Annotated in this window: 21 protein-coding genes and 1 tRNA gene; 20 read left to right on the forward strand and 2 right to left on the reverse strand. The window is 49.4% G+C overall.

Annotated elements, in window-relative coordinates; translation table 11 throughout:
- The 14 genes from B7990_RS10685 to B7990_RS14855 all read left to right on the forward strand — a co-directional run.
- Positions 1 to 98 (forward strand): hypothetical protein (locus tag B7990_RS10685; protein WP_141099263.1); only part of this gene is annotated, 98 nt, incomplete at its 5' end.
- An 11-nt stretch (positions 99 to 109) separates the two neighbouring features.
- Entirely contained in the window at positions 110 to 262 is a 153-nt protein-coding gene (gene rpmG / locus B7990_RS10690; RefSeq protein ID WP_088640950.1) for a 50S ribosomal protein L33, read from the forward strand.
- Between the two features lie 12 nt (positions 263 to 274).
- Positions 275 to 347: transfer RNA gene (locus B7990_RS10695), tRNA-Trp, on the forward strand.
- A 19-nt stretch (positions 348 to 366) separates the two neighbouring features.
- Complete coding sequence (gene secE, locus B7990_RS10700; RefSeq protein ID WP_014545992.1) at positions 367 to 555, forward strand: preprotein translocase subunit SecE; 189 nt, start codon at positions 367 to 369, stop codon at positions 553 to 555.
- A 3-nt stretch (positions 556 to 558) separates the two neighbouring features.
- Complete coding sequence (gene nusG, locus B7990_RS10705) at positions 559 to 1,098, forward strand: transcription termination/antitermination protein NusG (RefSeq protein WP_088640951.1); 540 nt, start codon at positions 559 to 561, stop codon at positions 1,096 to 1,098.
- Positions 1,099 to 1,129: 31 nt separating this feature from the next.
- Complete coding sequence (gene rplK, locus B7990_RS10710; protein WP_014545990.1) at positions 1,130 to 1,555, forward strand: 50S ribosomal protein L11; 426 nt, start codon at positions 1,130 to 1,132, stop codon at positions 1,553 to 1,555.
- A 40-nt stretch (positions 1,556 to 1,595) separates the two neighbouring features.
- On the forward strand, positions 1,596 to 2,282 hold the full coding sequence (gene rplA, locus B7990_RS10715) for a 50S ribosomal protein L1 (RefSeq protein WP_088640952.1): 687 nt from the start codon (positions 1,596 to 1,598) through the stop codon (positions 2,280 to 2,282).
- Between the two features lie 8 nt (positions 2,283 to 2,290).
- A complete protein-coding gene (gene rplJ / locus B7990_RS10720) occupies positions 2,291 to 2,824 on the forward strand; it encodes a 50S ribosomal protein L10 (protein ID WP_014545988.1) in 534 nt (177 codons plus the stop codon).
- 51 nt (positions 2,825 to 2,875) lie between these two features.
- Positions 2,876 to 3,250, forward strand: a complete 375-nt coding sequence (rplL, locus tag B7990_RS10725) for a 50S ribosomal protein L7/L12 (RefSeq protein ID WP_015731969.1) — start codon at positions 2,876 to 2,878, stop codon at positions 3,248 to 3,250.
- A 105-nt stretch (positions 3,251 to 3,355) separates the two neighbouring features.
- The gene (gene rpoB, locus B7990_RS10730; RefSeq protein WP_088640953.1) at positions 3,356 to 7,645 is read left to right on the forward strand and encodes a DNA-directed RNA polymerase subunit beta; all 4,290 of its coding nucleotides are present in this window, start codon (positions 3,356 to 3,358) and stop codon (positions 7,643 to 7,645) included.
- 2 nt (positions 7,646 to 7,647) lie between these two features.
- Positions 7,648 to 12,087 (forward strand): DNA-directed RNA polymerase subunit beta', encoded by a 4,440-nt coding sequence (rpoC, locus tag B7990_RS10735; protein WP_088640954.1) that lies wholly within the window; start codon positions 7,648 to 7,650, stop codon positions 12,085 to 12,087.
- A 67-nt stretch (positions 12,088 to 12,154) separates the two neighbouring features.
- Positions 12,155 to 12,544 carry a 30S ribosomal protein S12 gene (rpsL, locus tag B7990_RS10740; protein WP_015731968.1) on the forward strand — a complete coding sequence of 130 codons (390 nt, stop codon included), beginning with the start codon at positions 12,155 to 12,157 and terminating at the stop codon, positions 12,542 to 12,544.
- Positions 12,545 to 12,555: 11 nt separating this feature from the next.
- Positions 12,556 to 13,032 carry a 30S ribosomal protein S7 gene (gene rpsG / locus B7990_RS10745; protein ID WP_072829989.1) on the forward strand — a complete coding sequence of 159 codons (477 nt, stop codon included), beginning with the start codon at positions 12,556 to 12,558 and terminating at the stop codon, positions 13,030 to 13,032.
- Between the two features lie 135 nt (positions 13,033 to 13,167).
- A complete protein-coding gene (locus B7990_RS14855) occupies positions 13,168 to 14,250 on the forward strand; it encodes a hypothetical protein (protein ID WP_141099264.1) in 1,083 nt (360 codons plus the stop codon).
- An 82-nt stretch (positions 14,251 to 14,332) separates the two neighbouring features.
- Here the strand turns inward: B7990_RS14855 and B7990_RS10755 are convergent, their stop codons facing one another.
- Positions 14,333 to 14,764 carry a glycosyl hydrolase gene (locus tag B7990_RS10755; RefSeq protein WP_254917485.1) on the reverse strand — a complete coding sequence of 144 codons (432 nt, stop codon included), beginning with the start codon at positions 14,762 to 14,764 and terminating at the stop codon, positions 14,333 to 14,335.
- Between the two features lie 156 nt (positions 14,765 to 14,920).
- Positions 14,921 to 16,069, reverse strand: coding sequence for a glycoside hydrolase family 26 protein (locus B7990_RS10760; RefSeq protein WP_088640956.1), 1,149 nt, complete (start codon positions 16,067 to 16,069; stop codon positions 14,921 to 14,923).
- 144 nt (positions 16,070 to 16,213) lie between these two features.
- Between B7990_RS10760 and B7990_RS10765 the strand changes: the two genes are divergently transcribed.
- The 6 genes from B7990_RS10765 to B7990_RS10790 all read left to right on the forward strand — a co-directional run bounded on the left by B7990_RS10765 (position 16,214) and on the right by B7990_RS10790 (position 21,417).
- Positions 16,214 to 17,533 carry a GntR family transcriptional regulator gene (locus B7990_RS10765; RefSeq protein ID WP_088640957.1) on the forward strand — a complete coding sequence of 440 codons (1,320 nt, stop codon included), beginning with the start codon at positions 16,214 to 16,216 and terminating at the stop codon, positions 17,531 to 17,533.
- Between the two features lie 184 nt (positions 17,534 to 17,717).
- On the forward strand, positions 17,718 to 18,215 hold the full coding sequence (locus B7990_RS10770; protein ID WP_254917486.1) for a hypothetical protein: 498 nt from the start codon (positions 17,718 to 17,720) through the stop codon (positions 18,213 to 18,215).
- Positions 18,216 to 18,218: 3 nt separating this feature from the next.
- Positions 18,219 to 19,025 (forward strand): hypothetical protein, encoded by an 807-nt coding sequence (locus B7990_RS10775; RefSeq protein ID WP_254917487.1) that lies wholly within the window; start codon positions 18,219 to 18,221, stop codon positions 19,023 to 19,025.
- A gap of 75 nt (positions 19,026 to 19,100) precedes the next feature.
- Positions 19,101 to 19,910, forward strand: coding sequence for a hypothetical protein (locus B7990_RS10780; protein ID WP_088640958.1), 810 nt, complete (start codon positions 19,101 to 19,103; stop codon positions 19,908 to 19,910).
- Between the two features lie 69 nt (positions 19,911 to 19,979).
- On the forward strand, positions 19,980 to 20,636 hold the full coding sequence (locus B7990_RS10785) for a hypothetical protein (protein WP_141099265.1): 657 nt from the start codon (positions 19,980 to 19,982) through the stop codon (positions 20,634 to 20,636).
- A gap of 28 nt (positions 20,637 to 20,664) precedes the next feature.
- Positions 20,665 to 21,417: a hypothetical protein gene (locus tag B7990_RS10790; RefSeq protein WP_254917488.1), complete on the forward strand. Its 753-nt coding sequence runs from the start codon at positions 20,665 to 20,667 to the stop codon at positions 21,415 to 21,417.
- The last annotated feature ends 203 nt before the right edge of the window (positions 21,418 to 21,620 follow it).

The following is a 21,620-nucleotide window of genomic DNA, read 5'->3' on the forward strand; positions in this document are numbered from 1 at the left end:
TCATCGCTCCGATCGCCATGGAAAAGCAGCTCCGCTTCGCTATCCGCGAAGGTGGTCGCACGGTTGGTGCAGGTTCTGTAACCGAAATCATCAAGTAATAGAGTAAAAAATGCCCAGAGAACTCATCGTGCTTGAATGCACAGAATGTGGTCAGCGCAACTATGATTGCGACAAGAACAAGCGTCTTCATCCTTCCCGCGTGGAATACAAGAAGTACTGCCGCTTCTGCCGCAAGCATACTGTTCACAAGGAATCCAAGTAAGGAAGTCCGAATAGGTCGATAGCTCAATTGGTAGAGTCACGGTCTCCAAAACCGTTGGTTGGGGGTTCGAGTCCCTCTCGACCTGCTCACTTCCCGGAGAAAAAATGCGTAAGGTTCAGCAATATGTATCAGAATCTGTCCAAGAACTGAAACAGGTTACTTGGCCCACCTGGGAAGAACTTAAGGGTTCTACTCTTGTTGTAATGCTTTTTAGCGTTATCATGGGATTCTATATTGCAGGGCTCGACTTTGTGCTCTCTTGGATTGTAAATTTCATTATGGGTAGAGGTTAGTGTATGTCCATGCAGTGGTATGCCGTTCACACCTTTACCGGTCAAGAAAACAATATCAAGAAACGCCTTGAGCAAATGATTGAGCGCGAAGGCGTTCAAGATAAATTTGGACGTATACTCGTACCTATCCGCGAAGTTGTTTCCAACGTTCGCGGTAAGCGTCGTGTTAGCGTCCAAAATTTGTTTCCTGCATATATCATTATTGAAATGGAGCTGGACGAGCTCACCCAGCACCTGGTGTCCACCATCAATGGTGTCACCCATTTCGGCGGAATGACTCGCGCTTCTCGAGTACCTATTCCGCTTCGTCAGAGCGAGGTCGATCGTCTTCTGGGTGTTGATCCTGAAAACTCCATCGAAGGCGAGATCCAAATTCCGTATACAATTGGCGAAAATGTCTGCATCAAGGAAGGTCCTTTCAAGGGCTTTGTGGGCGTCGTAGATGAAATTATGGAAGCCAAGATTAAGGTCATGGTTTCCGTTTTTGGTCGTTCTACGCCAGTCGAACTCGCTTTTAACCAAGTCGAATCCGCCGACGCATAATTGATACGGTCTTTGAAACGGAGATAATACAGTGGCAAAGAAAATCACAGGTTATATTAAGCTCCAGATTCCCGGTGGCGCAGCTAACCCAGCTCCTCCGGTAGGTCCTGCCCTTGGTCAGAAGGGCGTGAACATCATGGAGTTCTGCAAACAGTTTAACGCAAAGACTCAGAATGACAAGGGCATGATTGTGCCGGTCGTCATCACGGTCTACGCTGACAAGAGCTTTACCTTCATCACGAAGGTCTCGCCGGTTCCGGCCCTCATCAAGAAGGCTACTGGCGTGCAGAGCGGCTCTGGTGAACCCAACCGTAAGAAAGTTGGCAAGATCACTCAAGCCCAGATCACGGAAATCGCCCAAAAGAAGATGCCGGATCTAAACACAATCGACCTCGAAGCCGCCAAGCGCATGGTTGCGGGCACTGCTCGTTCCATGGGTATTGAAGTGGTTGACTGAGGCAGGTAATTCACCGTTACGTATCTGACAGGAAAATTTCATGTTCAGAGGAAAAAAATACAAAAAGATTGCTGAATCTTTCGATCGCACCAAAGCGTACGATTTGAAGGAAGCAATCGAAATACTCAAAAAGTCCGAATTGAAGTTCGACCAGACGGTCGAAGTACACTTCAATCTCGGTGTGGACCCAAAACATTCCGACCAAGTGGTTCGTGGCACTGTCGTGCTTCCGCATGGTACCGGTCGTCAGGTCCGCGTCTTGGTGTTCTGCAAGGACAACAACCTTGAAGTTGCCAAAGCCGCAGGTGCTGACTACGCTGGTGGTGCCGACTTGGTTCAGAAGATTCAGGAAGGCTGGCTGGATTTCGACGCCGTCGTTGCTACTCCCGACATGATGCCGGTGATTAGTAAGGTCGCACGTGTCCTCGGTCCTCGTGGTATGATGCCGAGCCCCAAGGCTGGTACGGTGACTGTTAACGTCGCTCAGACCGTCAAGGAACTCAAGGCCGGTAAGATTTCCTACCGCGTTGACAAGGGCGCAAACGTCCACGCTCCGGTTGGCAAGCTTTCCTTCACTGCCGATCAGCTCGTTGAAAACACGAAGGCTGTCATCGACTCTGTTGTGAAGAACAAGCCTCAATCTTCTAAGGGCACTTACATCAAGAGCCTCACATTGACGGCTACGATGGCCCCGGGCATCAAACTTGATATGGCACTGACGCGCTAGGAGAAACCATGAAAGCTGTAGTTAAAAAACAACAGACCGTGGACGCGCTCGTCGAGTCCTTCAAGGGCGCTACCGCCGTCTATCTGCTCAATTTCCAGGGCATCACTGTCGATAAGGACAATGCCCTCCGCAAGGCCCTCGCTGCTAAGGGTGTCAAGTACCACGCTGTGAAGAACACTCTTCTCAAGCGCGTTCTCGAAGCACTCAAGGTTGAAGGTCTCAACGACTCCCTCACTGGCGCAACGTCTGTGATGGTCGGTTTCGAAGAAGACCCGCTCCTGCCGGCTCGCGAAATTGAAGCATTCCACAAAGCAAACCCTGATTTCTTGGTTGCCAAGAGCATTTACCTTGATGGCAAGGCAATGCCGGGCTCCGAAGTCGTGAACCTCTCCAAGATTCCGGATCGTAAGGGCATGATCGCAATGATCGTCTCTATCGCTCTCGGACCTGGCTCCACGATCGCCGGTCAGCTCAAGACCCTCCAGGAAAAACTGGAAAAAGAATCGGGTTCCGAAGCAGCCCCTGCTGCAGCGGAAGCTTAACAACAAACCACAAACCAAAAATTTTAAACGGAATAATCGGAGAAACACATCATGGCAACTGATATCAAGGCATTGGGCGATCAAATCGTTGGTCTTACCCTTCTCGAAGCCAAGGCTTTGGCTGACTACCTTAAAGAAACCCACGGCATCGAAGCCGCTGCCGGTGGCGCTGTAGTTATGGCTGCAGCTGCTGCAGCTCCTGCTGAAGAAAAGACCGAATTCGACGTCATCCTCGCCGAAATCGATCCGGCCAAGAAGATGGCTATCCTCAAGGAAGTTCGCGCTATCACGGGTCTCGGCCTCGCTGAAGCCAAGAAGGTCGTCGAAACTGCCAACAGCGTCATCAAGGAAGCTGCACCGAAGGCTGACGCCGAAGCTCTCAAGAAGAAACTCGAAGAACTCGGAGCAAAGGTTACCCTTAAGTAATGCTTTTGCTGCATTAATTCTTCCTTACCAATTGCCTGCACAACAGTGCGGGCTTTTGGTGTTTTTTGACTATTATTAGGCTCTTCACCGGATGAGGTATTTCTAATGACGACGGAGCGAAAATCCTATTCCTCCAACAAGTTCCACCTGGAACTCCCGTACCTGATCGAAGTCCAGAAGGCTTCGTACGAGCAATTCCTTCAAAAGGACATTCCGCAAGAAAAAAGGATGAACGTCGGGCTTGAACGCGTGTTCCGCGATATCTTCCCGATCACCGATGACAAGGATCTGTATTCCTTGAAGTATGAAGGATATTATTTCGGCATCCCGAAATACAGCATCCCCGAATGCCGTGAGCGCGGTCTCACGTATTCCATGGAACTTTTTGCAACTCTCTCCCTCCAGGTGTTTGAAAAGGACGGAGAAGAAAGCAAGCTCAAGGAAGAAATCAAGAACGATGTCTTGGTTTGCGAACTTCCTATCATGACCGAGAACGGAACGTTTATCATTAACGGCGCCGAACGCGTCGTCGTTTCGCAGTTGCACCGTTCTCCTGGTGTGAGCTTTGACGAAGAAATGCAGCCCAATGGCCGCTCTGACTACAAGAGCCGTATTATTCCGCATCGCGGCGCATGGGTTGAATTCAACACCGAAGGCGACATCCTTTACCTCATCATCGACCGCAAGAAGAAGATCGCCGCTACCGCTATGCTTCGCTGCATCGGCTTCGAAACGACTCAGGATATCCTGAACCTCTTCTACAAGAAGACCGACGAAATCGTTCTCGACGATGCCGCATTCAATGACTTTGACAAGGAAGGTGTCTGCACCCTCATCAACCGCATCATCTTCAACGATGTCGTTGACGAAGAAACGGGTGAAATCATCCTCGAAGCTAACACTGTCATCGACGACAAGAAGCTCGAACGCCTCCGCGAAAGCAGTGTCGAAAAGATCACCGTGCTTTCCAAGGAAGAAGACAACCTCCTCATCCACTACACGCTCGCTGCCGACAAGACGAAGTCCCGCGAAGACGCCCTCAAGGCCGTCTACTCCGTGACCCACCAGCAGCAGGAAGAAGCTCCGAACCTCCAGACCGCCGAACGCTACTTCGACGAACTCTTCCTCAACGACCCGCACAAGTACGATCTTGGCGAAGTCGGTCGTTACCGCTTGAACGCAAAGGTTTACACCGCTGCTATTCTTGCCAAGGTTAAGGAAGTTGCTGAACGCTTCGACCGCGTCAACGAATTCAAGATGCCGTCTGTGACCCAGATGACGATGAGCAAGACTGACTTCCTCGCTATCATCGAATACATGGTCGGCCTCTTCAACGGCGACGAAGGCTACACTCTTGACGATATCGACCACTTGGGCAACCGTCGTACACGTTCCGTGGGCGAACTCCTTGCCGGTCAGATTTCCGTCGGCCTCTCTCGTATGTCTCGCGTCATCCGCGAAAACCTTTCTCTCCATTCCGAAGAAGAACAGACGACTCCGCGCGAACTCGTGAATACTCGCATGGTCTCTACTGTCGTCCAGGCATTCTTTGGCCAGAGCCAGTTGTCCCAGTTCATGGACCAGATGAACCCGCTTTCTGAACTTACTCACAAGCGTCGTCTCTCCGCTCTCGGTCCTGGTGGCCTTACCCGTGAACGTGCAGGCTTCGAAGTCCGTGACGTTCACTACACGCACTATGGCCGCCTCTGCCCGATCGAAACTCCGGAAGGTCCGAACATCGGTCTTATCAACTCCCTCGCATCTTACGCCGTGGTGAACCACTTCGGCTTCATCGAAACCCCGTACCGTATTGTGGGTCTCGTTGAATTCAAGGACGCTCAGGGCAACAAGTGCTACTTCCCGGAAGAAAAGTGGCATTTCGGCATCTTCAAGGGCTTCGTTCATGATCCGCACCTCTTCGTGGAACTTGAACTCACCCAGAAGGAAATTGACACTGTCCGCCTGAACCTCGACAACCGCCAGCGCGAATTGTTCGAAGGCTTCGTGAACAAGGTCTTCCAGCTCAAGGATGCCGACGGTAATGTTTCTTACTGCAAGAACGGCTTCGCCCTCGACGATTTCGACGGCACTCCGGACTACGTGCAGGTGGGCGACGTCGTGGAACAGATCGTTTCCGACTACATCAGCTACCTCACTGCAGATGAAGAAGACTCCTTCAAGGTCGCTCCGGCTTCTACCGAACTTGACGAAAACAACCGCTTCAAGGGCGACATGGACGGCTATGTCATCGTCCGTGACAAGAGCGAATATCCGCACTTGATGAAGCAGGATTCCATCGCCATCGGCGACACCGAAACCGAACGTATCGACCTCATGGACGTGGCCCCGATGCAGATCGTGTCTGTGGCTGCTGGTCTTATCCCGTTCCTTGAACACGATGACGCTAACCGTGCATTGATGGGTTCTAACATGCAGCGCCAGGCTGTGCCTCTGCTCCGCGCCGAAGCTCCGGTCGTGGGTACTGGCCTCGAACGCCGTGCCGCTCTCGACTCGGGTACGGTTGTCCGCGCCAAGCACGACGGTAAGGTCACGTTTGTTGACGCTCGCCACATCACGGTGCAGCGCGGCAATATGGTGAACGGCGTATTTGAACCGCTCACTGGCCTTGGCGAAAACTATGAATTCCTCGGCAAGGATCCGATTGACGAATACACGCTCCGCAAGTTTGAACGTTCTAACCAGGATTCCTGCATTAACCAGAAGCCGATTGTGAACGTGGGCGACTTTGTGAAGGTCGGCGACGTCTTGGCTGACGGTGTTTCTACTGACCATGGCGAACTGGCTCTCGGTAAGAACATCCTCATCGGCTTCCTCCCGTGGAACGGTTATAACTACGAAGACGCTGTCATTATCTCCGAAGAACTTGCCATCAAGGACACGTTCACTTCTATCCATATCGAAGAATACGAAATGGAAGTCCGCGACACCAAGCGCGGTCCGGAAGAATTGACTCGTGAAATTCCGAACGTCGGTGAAGACGCTCTCCGCAACCTCGACGAAAACGGCGTGATCCGCGTCGGTGCTGAAGTCGGTCCGGACGATATCCTCGTCGGTAAGGTTACCCCGAAGGGCGAAACCGAACTCACTCCGGAAGAACGTTTGCTCCGTGCCATCTTCGGCGAAAAGGCCGGCGATGTGCGTGACTCTTCCCTCAAGGCTCCTCCGGGAATGAAGGGCGTCGTGCTCGAAACCCGTATCTTCAGCAAGAAGGACAAGGCCGACAAGAAGAGCAAGGAAAAGGATCAGGAAACGATCGAAGAAATTCGTCAGAATTTCCAGAGCCAGATCGACCGCATCAAGGATGCATGCCGTGAACACTTGTTCGACCTCCTCGCAGGCAAGTCTGCTGGCAAGGTCATGGACAACGAAACTCACGAACTCCTCATCCGCGAAGGCCAGACTTATAACGAACAGAACCTCAGATTCATCGACGTGACGAAGGTCTCTCCGAACTCCACATTCGTTGTGGATGACGATGACCTCCAGGACAAGGTGCTCTCTCTCGTTCTCGTCGCCCGCGACAACCTCGATACCCTTACCCGCACGATGGAAAAGGAAATCGACAAGGTCACGAAGGGTGACGAACTCAAGCCGGGCGTCTTGAAGAGCGTCAAGGTCTACATCGCAAAGAAGCGCTGCCTCTCCATCGGTGACAAGATGGCTGGTCGCCACGGTAACAAGGGTGTCGTCTCGAGAATCGTTCCGGTCGAAGACATGCCGTTCACTGAAGACGGTCGTCCGCTCCAGATTCTTCTGAACCCGCTGGGTGTGCCTTCTCGTATGAACATCGGTCAGGTGCTTGAAGTTCACTTGGGCTGGGCTGCAAAGACTCTCGGCTTCAAGGTGACGACTCCTGTGTTCGACGGTGCCAAGTTCGAAGATATCTGCAAGGAACTCGAAAAGGCTTACCAGAAGAACCCGATCGTGAACTACGAAATGGATCCGGATAACAACAAGATTATCGGTAAGGCCAAGCTTTACGACGGCAAGACCGGTGAAGCCCTCCTGAACCCGGTGACCATCGGTTACATGTACTACCTCAAGCTCGGTCACTTGGTCGACGACAAGATCCACGCACGTTCTATCGGTAGCTACGCTCTCGTGACGCAGCAGCCGCTTGGCGGTAAGAGCCAGTTCGGTGGCCAGCGCTTCGGTGAAATGGAAGTGTGGGCTATGGAAGCTTACGGCGCCGCTTATACGTTGCAGGAACTCCTCACCGTCAAGTCTGACGATGTACAGGGCCGTTCCAAGGTCTATGACGCCATTGTCAAGGGTCAGAATACTCCGAAGCCGGGTATCCCTGAATCCTTCAATGTTATGATTCGCGAAGTTCATTCTTTGGGTCTTGATATCGAGACCACTGGAGACAAGTAATTATGGCTGAAGAAATGACTGAACAGTTTGGCGACATTTCTATTCATCTCGCCTCCCCGGACCTGATCCGTTACTGGTCCTATGGCGAAGTGACAAAGCCGGAAACGATTAACTACCGTTCCTTCAAGCCTGAAAAGGATGGTCTTTTCTGCGAAAAGATCTTTGGACCGGTTAAGAACTGGGAATGCAACTGCGGTAAGTTCAAGCGCATCCGCTACAAGGGCGTCATCTGCGACCGTTGCGGCGTTGAAGTGACTCACTCCAAGGTCCGTCGCGAACGCATGGGCCACATCGAACTTGCTATCCCTCTGACCCACACCTGGTTCGTCCGTAACCAGCCGTGCGTCATCGGTGCACTCCTCAACCTCAATACTAAGGACCTCGACCATATCATCTACTACGAAAAGTACGTGGTGATTGATCCGGGTACGACCGACCTCGAACCGAACTCCCTGATCGACGAAGCTCAGTATCAGGACCTCGTTGCCGAAGGCCGTGAATTTGAAGCCAAGATGGGCGCATCTGCTATCAAGCAGTTGCTCGACCGCGTCGACTTGACCAAGCTCTCCGAAGAACTCCGCTTGCAGGCAACTTCCAAGTCCAAGACCAAGCAGGATGATGCTGTGAAGCGCCTCAAGGTCGTCGAAGCCTTCAAGAAGTCCCAGATGGAAAGCTTCCGCAGCTACTACAAGAATCCGGATCCGGCCCGCGACGCAAGCAAGGCCTGGCTCAAGGGTCTTGCCGAAGCTGTCGCCGAATTCAAGGTAGACTACGAAGCCAAGCACTCTGACTTTGTGCTTGCCGACGCCTACGAAGAATTCCGCCACAAGTATCCGAACGAAGCTCGCTTGCTCGCTAACCAGCCGTCCTGGATGATCCTCGATGTGCTTCCGGTTATCCCGCCTGATCTTCGTCCGCTCGTACCGCTCGAAGGTGGCCGCTTTGCTACCTCCGACTTGAACGAACTCTATCGCCGTGTCATCAACCGCAACAACCGCTTGAAAAAGTTGATTGACATCCGTGCCCCTAACGTGATTCTCTGCAACGAAAAGCGTATGCTCCAGGAAGCTGTCGACCAGTTGTTCGATAGCGGCCGCCGCACCGCTCGTGCAGGTTCTGCACGTCCGCTCAAGAGCCTCGCTGAACTCCTCAAGGGTAAGCAGGGCCGCTTCCGTATGAACTTGCTCGGTAAGCGTGTTGACTATTCCGGCCGTTCCGTGATTGTCGTGGGACCGGAACTTCGCATGCACCAGTGCGGTCTCCCGAAGCGCATGGCTCTTGAACTTTACAAGCCGTTCATCATCCAGCGCTTGGAAGAAGAAGGCATTGTCTACACGCTCAAGTCTGCTAAGAAGTACGTTGACGCAGAACGTCCTGAAGTTTGGGACATTCTCGAACAGATTATTGAAGACCACCCGGTCATGTTGAACCGCGCTCCGACGCTTCACCGCTTGGGTATCCAGGCCTTCTATCCGAAGCTCATCGAAGGTAACGCGATTCGCCTCCACCCGCTCGTCTGTACAGCATTCAACGCTGACTTCGACGGTGACCAGATGGCTTGCCATCTTCCGCTTAGCTTCGAAACTCAGCTCGAATGCCGCGTGTTGATGCTTTCTTCGAACAACATTCTTCACCCGGCTTCCGGTCAGCCGATCGCTGTGCCGGGCCAGGACATCGTGCTAGGGCTCTACTACCTGACCAAGCCGCGTCCGAACCGCAAGGGTGAAGGCATGCACTTCTACGACCCGGCCGAAGCCGTCCGCGCTTACGAAAACGACGTCGTGGATTTGAACGCCAATGTTTACCTCAAGCTCCCGGCAGGTCGCAAGATCTATATGGGCGCTCTCGAAAAGGATTGCACCTGCATCCGCGAAATGGCTGATGACAATGGCAATCTCGAAGTCCAGGTCAAGGCTGGCGAAAAGATTAAGTTCCTCACCCTTAAGGAAGACAACGTCATCAAGACGACTGTCGGCCGTATCATCTTCAACGAATTTGTTCCGAACGCTCTTGGTTACGCCAACGAAACCTTCGGCAAGAAGGTGATTGCTAAGTCCATCGACGACCTCTATCGTCGTACCGGCAACCGCGTGACCGTCGACTACCTCGACGACCTCAAGGCTAACGGTTACAAGTGGGCTACTCGCGCTGGTTCTTCTGTGGCTATCGCCGAAATGGTGATCCCGAAGGAAAAGCAGGAAATGCTCGACAAGGCTGCCGAACAGGTTTCCAAGATTCGCGCCCTTTACGAAGACGGTGTCATTACTGACGGCGAACGTTATAACCAGACGATTGACGTGTGGTCCAAGACGACGTCCGATGTCGCAGCCAAGCAGTGGGATTTGCTCTCTCACGACCGTGACGGTTTCAACCCGGTCTACATGATGGCTGACTCCGGCGCTCGTGGTAGCCGTGAACAGATTAAGCAGCTGTCCGGTATGCGTGGTTTGATGCAGAAGCCGATCAAGCAGCTCGGTGGTCAGGAAGTTATTGAAAACCCGATTAAGTCCTGCTTCCGTGAAGGCTTGAACGTGATGGAATACTTCATTTCGTCTCACGGTGCTCGTAAGGGTCTTGCTGATACGGCTCTTAAGACGGCTGACGCTGGTTACCTTACCCGTCGTCTCGTGGACGTGGGCCAGGACCTCGTTATTACCGAACCGGACTGCGGAACTACCGACGGTATCGAAGTTTCCGCATTCAAGGACGGTGACGATACTGTCATTCCTCTTGAAGAACGTCTCCTCGGTCGCGCACCGGTCGATGACATCAAGCACCCGGTGACGGGCGAAGTGATCGTCAAGGCTGGCGAACTCGTGACCGAACGCGACCTCCCGAAGATCTCTGCTACGGGTCTTGAACACATCAAGATGCGCTCTGTGCTCACCTGTAACTCCAAGAACGGTGTCTGCGCTAAGTGCTACGGCCGTATGCTTGCTTCCGGTCGTCCGGTTGACCTCGGCGAAGCTGTTGGTGTGCTTGCTGCACAGTCCATCGGTGAACCGGGTACGCAGCTTACCCTCCGTACGTTCCATATCGGTGGTGCTTCCTCCCGTTTGACGGTTGAAAGCGACAAGAAGGCTGCAGTCGATGGCCACGTCGAACTCGAACAGGTCGAAACAGTCGACCACGAAGGCCAGAAGGTTGTCGTCTCCCGTATGGGCGAACTCGTTATTTTCGATACGACCGGCATTAACAAGGGTCGTTACCAGATTCCGTACGGTGCAATCTTGCACGTCGAAAACAATGCTACCGTCAAGAAGGGCGAAAGCATGTTCGAATGGGATCCGTATAACAGCCCGATTATCACGAACGTGTCCGGTACGATCGCATTTAGCAATCTTATTGAAAACAGAACTTACCGTATTGAACGCGATGAAATGACCGAAGTCGAAACTTGGATCGTCATCAGCGACAAGCAGCACGGTAAGAACCAATTGCGTCCGGTCATCATCATCAATGATGAACGTGGCGAAAAGGTTGGCCACTTCATGTTGCCTGACGGCGCTATCCTCGCCGTGCATCAGGGCGACAAGGTTACCTCCGGTCAGGTTATCGCAAAGCTTCCGCGTGCAGCTGGTAAGACCCGCGATATTACCGGTGGTCTTCCGCGCGTCGCTGAACTCTTCGAAGCTCGCGTTCCGAAGAACAAGGCGTTCATCGCACCGGTTGACGGTCTCGTCAAGTACGGTAACGAAGTGCGCAACAACCAAGAAGTTATTATTCAGCAGATGGATGGCAACGAAGTGAAAGTGCTGGTTCCGCGTGGTATCCATCTGGCGGTCAATGACGGTGACCGTGTCCGTGCTGGTCAGAAGATCAGCGAAGGCAGTGTGGACCCGCACGATATCCTCGACGTTCTCGGACCCGAGGATGTGCAGCGCCACTTGGTGAACGAAATCCAGGCAGTTTACCGCCTGCAAGGTGTGGCTATTGCAGATAAGCACATCGAATGTATCGTTCGTCAGATGATGCGTAAGGTCCGCATTTTGGATCCGGGTGAATCGGATCTCTTGCCGGGCGAAGAAATTTCCAAGACCCGTCTCCGTACCGAAAACGAACGTCTGCGCGCTCTCGGTAAGGCTGAAGCTAAGTATCAACCGATGCTCCTTGGTATCACTAAGGCTTCCTTGGCAACGGACAGCTTCATTTCTGCAGCTTCCTTCCAGGAAACCCAAAAAATCCTTACTCGCGCCTCCATCGAAGGCTGCGTGGATCCGCTCATGGGTCTTAAGGAAAACGTGATTATGGGTCGACTTATTCCGTGCGGTACTGGTGCCCGTCACTTGAGGAACGTCCAAGTGATCGATGCCGATGCCGACGAAATGGAAGAACGCTCTCGTTTGCAGAATGTACAGGCTGAAAATTATGAATCTGGTTCCGGAATCCAGCTCCTGGATAACGAAATCGGCTCTTCTGACGAGGAAGATTCGGATAATTAACAGCTAAGTACTTGAAATATTTGGAAATAAAACTATATTTGCACTCCAAAATCTAGGAGATTAAACAGTGCCAACTATTCAACAGCTCGTCCGTAACGGACGTGAACAGATCAGCAACAGGACCGCTTCCGTAGCTTTGAAGTCCTGCCCCCAGAAGCGCGGCGTTTGCACCCGTGTTTACACCAGCACCCCGAAGAAGCCGAACTCTGCTCTTCGTAAGATTGCCCGTGTGCGCCTCTCCAACAAGATGGAAGTTACCGCTTACATCCCGGGTGAAGGCCACAACCTCCAGGAACACTCCATCGTGCTCATCCGCGGTGGTCGTGTTAAGGACGTTCCGGGTGTTCGCTACCACATCATCCGTGGTACGCTCGATACTCAGGCAGTCAACGGCCGTCAGAACGGTCGCTCCAAGTACGGTGTTAAGAAGAAAGGTGCCGCTCCGGCCAAGAAGTAAGGAAGTAATCTATGTCTAGAAGAAGAAAGGCTCTCCATCGCTCCATCCTCCCGGATCCGCGTTTCCACTCCACGCTCGTCACTGAACTCGTCGGTGTCGTGCTCAAGCAGGGCAAGAAGACTATCGCTGAACAGATCGTCTACACCGCTCTCGACCTCCTCGACAAGAAGGTTGAAGGCAAGGAAACCCCGCTCGAAAAGTTCGAACTCTGCCTTGAAAACATCAAGCCGCGTGTCGAAGTCAAGTCCCGTCGCGTTGGTGGTGCAAACTACCAGGTCCCGATGGAAGTTGCTCCGGATCGCGCCAAGGCTCTCGCTCTCCGCTGGCTCCTCGATGCAGCTCGTAACCGCAACGAAGCCAACATGGCAGAACGTCTTGCTGCAGAACTCGTTGCCGCTAAGAACAGCGAAGGCAACGCAGTCCGTAAGAAGAACGATACGCACAAGATGGCCGAAGCCAACAAGGCTTTCGCTCACTTCCGTTTCTAATTCTTGCGCGCAAGCACAGAATTATCCTAGAGAGAGGCTCCGCTCAAAAAGCGGAGCCTTTTCTGTATTTGTATGAAAAGCCTGGTTTTGTCATTCCTTTTTTTATATTATTCAAAGTAGTCTCAGGGAGAAAGAATGAATAAATATTTATCAATTGTTTTTGTTCTGTTGTTCGTTGCTTGTAGCGATGAGAATCCAATAAATAATCCAATTGATGTAATTGCGATGTCTTCTGACTTGGAACAGTCTTCGTCAAGTGAAAATGTTCAGTCTTCATCTGCTAAAAAGGGCGTATCATCGTCAAGTAAGGAATTATCGAAATCATCGAGTTCGGTACGCTTTTCTTCAAGTGCAAAAGTTTTATCGTCAAGTTCTGTTTTGTCATCGTCATCTAGCTCGGCAAGTTTGTCGTCTAGTGCTGAATTTTTTGAATCTTCAAGTTCCGTGCAATCGTCGTCAAGTGTTGTCTTAGAGTCTTCGTCTAGCGAGGTATTTTCTTCTAGTTCGGTCGCAATATCTTCTTCAAGCGAAGCTTCTTCTTCTAGTGTTTATGTGAAAATTTGTGGACCAGAGCCAAGCACCGTGAGCTTGGAAGATGTTTTTGAAAATCAAGGCAAGGCTGCGTATCCAGATACCTCTGAATACCAAGTGAAGATATATATAAACTCTCCTGGAGTTCTTGAAATGAATTTTGGGATGGCTATTCTTACTGCGGGACCTGACAAGTCGATTACAACTGTCAAGAACAGTTTAGTTCAAACGGAAACGGTCCGTAATAATGGGCGTATAAAAGTTACTGATTTAAAAACGGGAAAGGTTTTACCTTCGTCTGATGCCGAAACCAATCTTATGGATTTTAGACAGTTTGTTGGAACGCCGGAAGACTATTCTGGAGCTACTTTTGAAGATGGCCTATGGAAGTTGTCTCCTAAAGATGATGCTGGGAAAATCTTGTATTATTCTGCTTGTGAAGAAAGAATTATGAAGATTTTTTATGTTTCGGGCGATACTGTGACAACCATGAATTATTCTTATTTTGATGAATTTGCCGATTTTCCTGGAACTGTTAAGTCGATGAATTTGGAAAGATCCGTTTATTTAAGGGATGCCACTATGCGTGACTATATAAAGTCCGATTCCATGAAGGTTTTCATGGATTGGAGCTTGTATAGGATAAAACAAAGGCATCTTTTGCCAGGTAAGCTGTTTGATATATAGATTAGGATCCCTTAGCTTTTGTTCTCATCTTCGCAATGCCCGCCTTCCAGGCGTTGACGGCATCTTGCGAGGTGTTGAGCGCTCAGTCGCCTTCGTAGTCTTTGCTTTGGCTGAACCACATCACGGCAAATACGCGTGAGTAGTCGGTGCGGAAATGCTCGAACATGTCGGTAATCCATTTGGCCTTGCATCCACCTTTTTCGGAACTGGAGATTTCGGCGATAAAGAGCGGCTTGTTTATATTTGCGAGTGCCTTGTAGGCGTCATCGAAGACTTGCGCAAAGGACTTCCAGCTGGACCAGCTTTGGCTCTTGCCCCAGTTGTACCCGTCAATGGAAAAGTAATCCACAAATTCGTCGCCGGGATAGTTGCCCGTGAGCGTGGCGCCTTCGCCGTGGTTCGTGACGTTTGTGGTCCAGACCCACTTGACGTTCTTCACGTTTTCTTCGCAGAAAATCAGAATTATTGGTGATGTTCCCTTTTGCGTGCATACAAATTCTAAGAGCCGTTTCAATCGGTCAAAAACTCGGCTCTGATTGATTCCATAAAGCGGCGATTATGGCTATTCCGTTTGGAGAAGCTTAGTAGGAATAAAAAATTCCCACTCTAGCGTTACCTTTGGGGTGGCTAGAATGGGGGTTGTCTAAGGAGCTTTATGAATAAGTTTTGTTTAGCGCTTCACGGAGAGCTTGAATAGGCTTCGCGTACTTGCCTTGGGGGCGTCGATAGCGTGTACGCCCGCGGAGAAGTGCTGCACCGGGCTCTGCCATAGGACGCGGCCCTGGTAGTCAAACTGCACGACGCTTGCCTTTAATGCTTTGCCGGTCTGCATGTAGAGCTTGCCGTCTTGCAGGCGAAAGGAGCTGCTGGATGCCCTCCCGGCTGGTTTGATGGAGGTGCTGCTGTCCAAGGCCTTCATCTTCGCGATGCCCGCCTTCCATGCATCAACTGCAGCCTGCGAGGTGTTGAGTGCCCAGTCGCCTTCGTTATCTTCCTTGCTCTGGCTGAACCACATCACTGCGAATACGCGGGAGAAGTCGGTCGCGAAGTGCTCGAACATGTCGGTAATCCATTCAGCCTTGTTGCCGCCAAGTTCGGAGCTGGAAATTTCAGCGATAAAGAGCGGCTTGTTGATCTTGGCGAGTGCGTCGTAGGATTTTTTGAACACCTGCGAGAACGTCTGCCAGCTAGACCAACTCTGGCATTTGCCCCAGTTGTAGCCGTCGATGGAGATGTAGTCGACGTATTCGTCGCCGGGGTAGTTGCCGGTAAGCGTCGAACCCTTTCCTGCGTTTGAGGCGTTGGTGGTCCATACCCATTTGACGTTCGTTACGCCTTCTTCCTTGAAGATTTTTACGATATGACGGAATGCTTCGGCGACGTTTGCGTCGGTGTTTCCGGCGCCAGCCTTGCCTACGCCCCAGTCGTACCAGTCGCCGTTTGCTTCGTGAAGCGGCCTGAGCCAGATTTCTTCGCCGTAGTCTTTGACGCCCTTGGCGTATTCGCGGATGTATTCATCGGCCTTGCCGTTCACCAAATCCTGGGCGTTGTAGCCGTTTGCCATCCAGGTCACCACAAGCGTGGAGCCGTTGTCTTTCGCAACATTTGCGAATTCCTCGGTTGCGTTCCAGTCGTTCACGTCAAAGAGCGCGAAATAGCTGATGAGGTCGATATGTGTGCCCTGCAAATCCTGGAATGCCTGCACGTTTTCTTGGGTGGGCTGCGGGTATTGGCCGGGGCCACCGACCCAGGCGCCGACTTGGAATGCTAAAGCGGTCATAGGCAAGATCCCCAATGTGAAGAGTAGTGATTTGAACATAGTAGCCCTCGATATTCAAAAAGTTGAAGTTTATTTTGTTTCCTTACATAAATTAGGTTACTAGGCTTTCCCTGTATCTGAATTTTTTGTATGTTCGTGCTATAGTGTATCTAGTGTTATAAAATGAGGTGAGGGACCGTTTTTATGACAGTCGAAGATTTTTGCAAGTGGATTGGATCGTCTAATTTCAAGGATGGGGATCGGCTCCCGTCCGTGCGCGAGGTGGCGGCGTCTTCGGGGGCGTCGACGTTCACCATTTTCCGTGCTTACAAGAAGCTGGCGTCTCAGGGGAAGATTTATGGGGAACATGGCAACGGGTATTTTTGGGGGATGAAACCTAAAATCGAGGTGCCTGCGCATGAACTCGAAACGGAACGCGTAGAGCGATTGCTGCTGGAGGACTGGAAGTCGGGAAAGATTTCGGTTAATCGCCCGCTTCCATCAATCAAGGACATGTGTCAGTCTTATGCGACGACGTTGGGGACCATGCGGCGTACACTGGAATCATTGCATGCAAATGGAATTTTGGAACGCAGGGGGCAAGGGCGTTATTATTTTGTCGATGCCCGGTTGGCGGTTTCTAAGACAAAAGAAATTCTCCTGATTATGCGTTGCAACCCTAACGGGGATTTTAATTGTCTTGGCGAACGCGAACTTTCGTTTATGCGAAAAGTGTATGTGGAAGCGCACCGTAATAACTTAAACGTCAAGGCGCTTGGCTATTACGAAGAAGAGGGCGCATTTTTGGATGCGAACGGCAACCGCATCAAGCTGGAAGAATGCCGAGGCTGCTTTGGAGCCGTTGTCTCGACGATGCTCGTATTCGATATCAATAAACTATTTGCAAAACTTGCGGCAACGCGTTTCCCTGTAGCAGTGTGGTGGGAGCACCCGCTGTACGACATTCCGCGTGCGTTGAAAAAAGAAAAGCGATTTGCGTTTTTCAACCTCGCCTTTGGTGAGTTCCCGGGACGCATTGTCGGGCGTTTTCTGAAGAAAAAAGGCTTGACGCGGATAGCCTTTGTTTCTCCGTATCACATGAGCATGTGGTCGAGGGACCGCTTGAAAGGTCTCAAGAATGTGGGGCTTGAGGTGTTCGAAGCGACTGATGCCTCGCATGCGAGCCCTTATGACTTTATGCAGGAACCGCGTGCACATGCCCTTTATAGACAAATTTTAATGACGCTCGTGAAAAAAATCCCGCCTGTGGATGCGTGGGTTGTTTCTAACGACAGGGTCGGTGTCGAGCTGATTTCGCTTGCGAACCAGGGCAAGATTCCGCTCCCGCCTTACATGGTTTCGTTCGACAACTCTACGGATAGCTACCGCAACCGCCTGGATTCTTTCGAGTTCAACGTGGAAACGCTTGCTGAACAGTCTGTGTTTCACTTGGTTTCGCCGGGTATTACCTTGTATAAAAAAGGCGATTTCCGTGAACTCTCGGGGCATGTTGTCAAGAAGTAAAATATTTTTGTTCTTATATGGTGCAGGCGAGATTATATTTAAAGTAAAGGATTTGTTCGTGAAAAGAATAAGGAAATTTATTGTACTTCTATTTTCGGTTTCGCTGTTGTTCCTTGGCGGTTGTGCCAAGAACCATAACGATATCTTTCTTCATAAGACAACGTCTTTTTGGACGGGGAGCCCGGTGATTAAATTGGATGTCCCGTATCCTGAACCGCTCACTTTTGAACTCCCGTCTGCTGAATGGACTCCTCTTAAAATTCAAAAGAAGGAAGGTGTAAATACGCGGGTCGAGCTTGCAGAAGGTGTGGCCGATTCGTATGTGAAGGTGGCGATTGAAGGCCAGACTAAGAGCTTATTCGAAAGCCTTGAAATCGAAAGCGGTGTGGATTTTGGCCAGTCGGATTCGTTGATTCTCATGGGGCTTTTCGATCATTACAAGACGATGACTAAAGCTGAAAATTCTGATAAGCCGATTCAGTATAGCGAGACGAAATTCGAAAGGCAGGATGGCGATGCGTTTGCTTGGATGGTAACTTCAAACGGTTCGTACGGTGTTGCGTATGCGGTACTCATGACGAAGAACAATAATTATTTCACGATTGAAGTCAACCAGAAAAATCGCGAGACGAATATCGAGAAAACGCTTTTGGATATTGTAAAGAGCCATAAGACGTATTAGTAATTGAATGATGAAGAACGTTGCATGGCTGGGTATCATAGAATGAAATTATTTTCTTTGTTCTTTATGTTAATGTTTGCGGTATGTGTTTTTGCACAGCCGTCTGCGCAGAATTTGCAGGACTCGCTGGATGCAGATTCGCTTTCGAAAATTTCTCTAGTGCTTGATGTTGATACGAACGGCGTTGTTGATACGAATAAAGTTGAACATATTGATGCTGGGATTGAAGAAATTCCTATTGCAGAAAGAGAGTTTTTCCCGAGCGGTTTTGTTATGGAAATAGCTTATGCCGCACCAACGGTGATACAAGTCCCTTTTTTAGGAATGCGTGATAAATCTGCGGTATGGGGAAATGAGTTTGTTGCTACTGGATATGCGGTAGTGTCAGTAGATGTTGAATTTCGGTCAGGTGGGGTAAGAGTTTCGGATGAATTTTTGTGGGCGTTTATTTTATCTGTGTCGATTTCTGGAAATCCCAATGATCCTACTATTAACAGAGAAAAACGTGATAGGATTTCGGAATGGGTTGAATACATATTGATTGGCAATACTTATTGGGCGTTGTCGCAAAATGCGAAAATTGGGTTGTTTGAATCGCATCATTTTGTGGATTATCTCTTCAGCAGTGCCGCTTATTCTGAATTTTGGGAATTTGGTTGGTCACAAGCTGTGGGACTTAGGTATGTTTATTCGGGAAACGCAAAAGATGGAGGTGCTTATATTGATTTGGGAGCACATGCAAGAATTACAAATAAGCATTTTCTTTTTGGTGTATTTGTGCAGTTAGGAATTTTCGGCGGTCATAAGTAAAAATTCAAAGTGTCTCTAGTGTTTGGTTGCTGAGAAATTATTTTATATATATACCTATATTGCAAGGACATTTTTATGAAAAAGATTTTTGAGAGCTGTGTTTTGATGATTTCTATTCTTGCCGCTGGAGCTTCGGCCAAAGGACTTTATTTGGAAGGTTCTTTGGGCATCGCCAAGGCGGATTACGTGGAACAGGAACGCCCTCGCAGGTTGCAACAGGCCGATGACCATGTTGGAGAATGCCTCGACATTGAGGGTTGCAAGGATACGGGACCTAGCGGGGATTATGCTCCGCGGGATAGGGTGGAATACGTGGGCTATGGCCCAGTGCTGGATTTGAAAGTGGGGTATGGCTGGGAAAAACTGGCTGTATTTGGTGTTATTCAGGGAGCGTACACCGAAGGTTTCCATGTATTTGATTGTTATGTAATGAGTAAACCCGTGGAATACAATGGCGACCATGAAGGTTATGCGTTCCACAATCATAGAGTGGAGTATGAAGACTATCTTCGCTATAGTGAGCTTCATTCCTTTTCAACGCGATTGTTCTTTGGGGCCGGATTTACGGTATTTCCCTTTGCAAAAAAAGAATCGCCCTTGACGGGTTTCCATGCCGGCGCATCATTCGGTTTTTCTATTATCGAGACGCAGGTAGAAGAGGAAAAGACTGGTGTTGCAGACAGGAATCATGGTGCTATTGAGATAACATCTGCCCCAAATTACAGCCTCACTTTTGATGTGGGACATACTTGGTCTGTTAACGAAAAATGGAATATGGGTGTTGCTTTGACCGCGGCGTTTGAAAATCCTGTTGAATTTGAAAAGGAATACAGCATGTTCAACCTTCATACAATTTGGGTGGGGTTGCGGTTTGCCAGGAAGTAGTTTTAACGCTAAGCGAATGATCTAAATAGTATAATCCTATTGTTGGCTTAAAATGAAGGAACTTTGTCCGTGAAGCTTTCTAAAAGAATGAATTTGTTTGCGCTATTCTGCTTTTTCGTGCTCACGGTACATGCTTTTGCGCAGCCTGCCGAAGTAAACGAGCCCATTTTGCAGGAATACTGTTATAATTGCAATGTCTATGATGTGAAACCTTATACACCGTACGGATTTACGGTAGAGGCTGCTTACGCAGGACCATCAGTATTGAGCATACATCTTTTGGGGTACAGGAATTTTTATATAAAGCATAAAGTCCTTGTTGGCGTGCCTTGGGTTGCTGCGGATATCGATTTTGACGGGGGAAAGGTTTCTGACGAAGGTATATTGGCTGCAATCCTTTTTTTTAGCAGTTTTGAGCATAATGGCAATTTTTTAATTTGGCTGGATTATTTATTGTTCGGTAACACCTACTACCCTTTGACTGGAGATGATGGGATTGGGTTGTTCGAAACGCATCATATTGTAGATTACCTAATTTATGATTTGAGTAATGATAAACCTTGGGAATTTGGTTGGTCACAGGCTGCGGGCTTTAGGTTTGTTTATGCGAAGGGCGATAGGGATGGTACATATTATCTTGACTTAGGGGCCAATGTTCGATGGACCAATAGGTCTTTCCGCTTCGGTGTATTTGTGCAATGGGGCATGACGGGAACACATACGTAATTTTTTTTGAGTTATTGTTGTTTTGAAGTTGAGTTTTATTCGATTTTTTCTTTGCTGTGTTTTGATTTTTGCGACTCAAGCGTTGGCTCAGGAACCTGCTCTGGATTTGCAGGATTCTTTGCGCGTTGATTCACTACATGTTGACTCTCTTTCGAAAATTTCGTTGACTGCTGATATTGATGCGAACAATGTAGTTGATACGAATAAAGTTGAAAGTGTTGATGCGGGGATATCTCAAAATTTAGATTCTGTAGATGTAATTAATCCTTATTATCCATCGGGGTTTACAATTGAGGCTGCTTATGCGGGACCGACTATATTGCAACTTAGATTGTTTGGAGGAAGAGAAAATCCTCATGAGCTGTTTAAAAATAAATGGATTAGTTTTGGTTTTGCTGTTGGATATCTTGATATAGATTTTCAACGAGGCTTTATTTCAGATGATTGTTTGTTCATGCTCTTAATATCTTTAATGGGACGTACGGAGACGTTTGAATCTTTTTGGGTTGTATTGGCATCTGTTGTAAATGGTAATACGTATTTGTCATTAACGGAAAATGCTAGAATAGGATTGTTTGAAACGCATCATTTTGTGGATTACTTATTTAGTGGTTTAAGTTCGTCGTATGGTTGGGAATTTGGCTGGTCGCAAGCAATGGGAGTAAGGTTTGTATTGTCAAAAAGTTCTTACCTTGATTTAGGAGGCCATGTTGAAATTACGAACCAACGCTTTCTTTTTGGAGCGTTCGTACAGTTAGGAATTTTCGGCGGTCATAAGTAAAAATCACTGGATCCTTCCTCTGTCTCCTTACAGGATCCAGAGTCAGGATGACGAAGAAGCGTTAACTGATGACTAACAACTAATGACCAATGACTAATCGCTAACAACTAAATCTTCACATTTTTTCTTCTTACTGTCTACTACCTACTTCCTACTTTTTTATATTTAGAACACAAAAAATTTTCACTTTAACAGAAGGTTAA

The sequence above is a fragment of the Fibrobacter sp. UWB4 genome, from assembly GCF_002210345.1.
Taxonomy (GTDB): domain Bacteria; phylum Fibrobacterota; class Fibrobacteria; order Fibrobacterales; family Fibrobacteraceae; genus Fibrobacter.

Bases quoted from the DNA above. Each gene is read 5' to 3' on its own strand.
- rpmG (WP_088640950.1), top strand. From the start codon at position 110: ATGCCCAGAGAACTCATCGTGCTTGAATGCACAGAATGTGGTCAGCGC.
- secE (WP_014545992.1), top strand. From the start codon at position 367: ATGCGTAAGGTTCAGCAATATGTATCAGAATCTGTCCAAGAACTGAAA.
- nusG (WP_088640951.1), top strand. From the start codon at position 559: ATGTCCATGCAGTGGTATGCCGTTCACACCTTTACCGGTCAAGAAAAC.
- rplA (WP_088640952.1), top strand. From the start codon at position 1,596: ATGTTCAGAGGAAAAAAATACAAAAAGATTGCTGAATCTTTCGATCGC.
- rplJ (WP_014545988.1), top strand. From the start codon at position 2,291: ATGAAAGCTGTAGTTAAAAAACAACAGACCGTGGACGCGCTCGTCGAG.
- rplL (WP_015731969.1), top strand. From the start codon at position 2,876: ATGGCAACTGATATCAAGGCATTGGGCGATCAAATCGTTGGTCTTACC.
- rpoB (WP_088640953.1), top strand. From the start codon at position 3,356: ATGACGACGGAGCGAAAATCCTATTCCTCCAACAAGTTCCACCTGGAA.
- rpoC (WP_088640954.1), top strand. From the start codon at position 7,648: ATGGCTGAAGAAATGACTGAACAGTTTGGCGACATTTCTATTCATCTC.
- rpsG (WP_072829989.1), top strand. From the start codon at position 12,556: ATGTCTAGAAGAAGAAAGGCTCTCCATCGCTCCATCCTCCCGGATCCG.
- B7990_RS14855 (WP_141099264.1), top strand. From the start codon at position 13,168: ATGAATAAATATTTATCAATTGTTTTTGTTCTGTTGTTCGTTGCTTGT.
- B7990_RS10760 (WP_088640956.1), bottom strand. From the start codon at position 16,069: ATGTTCAAATCACTACTCTTCACATTGGGGATCTTGCCTATGACCGCT.
- B7990_RS10765 (WP_088640957.1), top strand. From the start codon at position 16,214: ATGACAGTCGAAGATTTTTGCAAGTGGATTGGATCGTCTAATTTCAAG.
- B7990_RS10780 (WP_088640958.1), top strand. From the start codon at position 19,101: ATGAAAAAGATTTTTGAGAGCTGTGTTTTGATGATTTCTATTCTTGCC.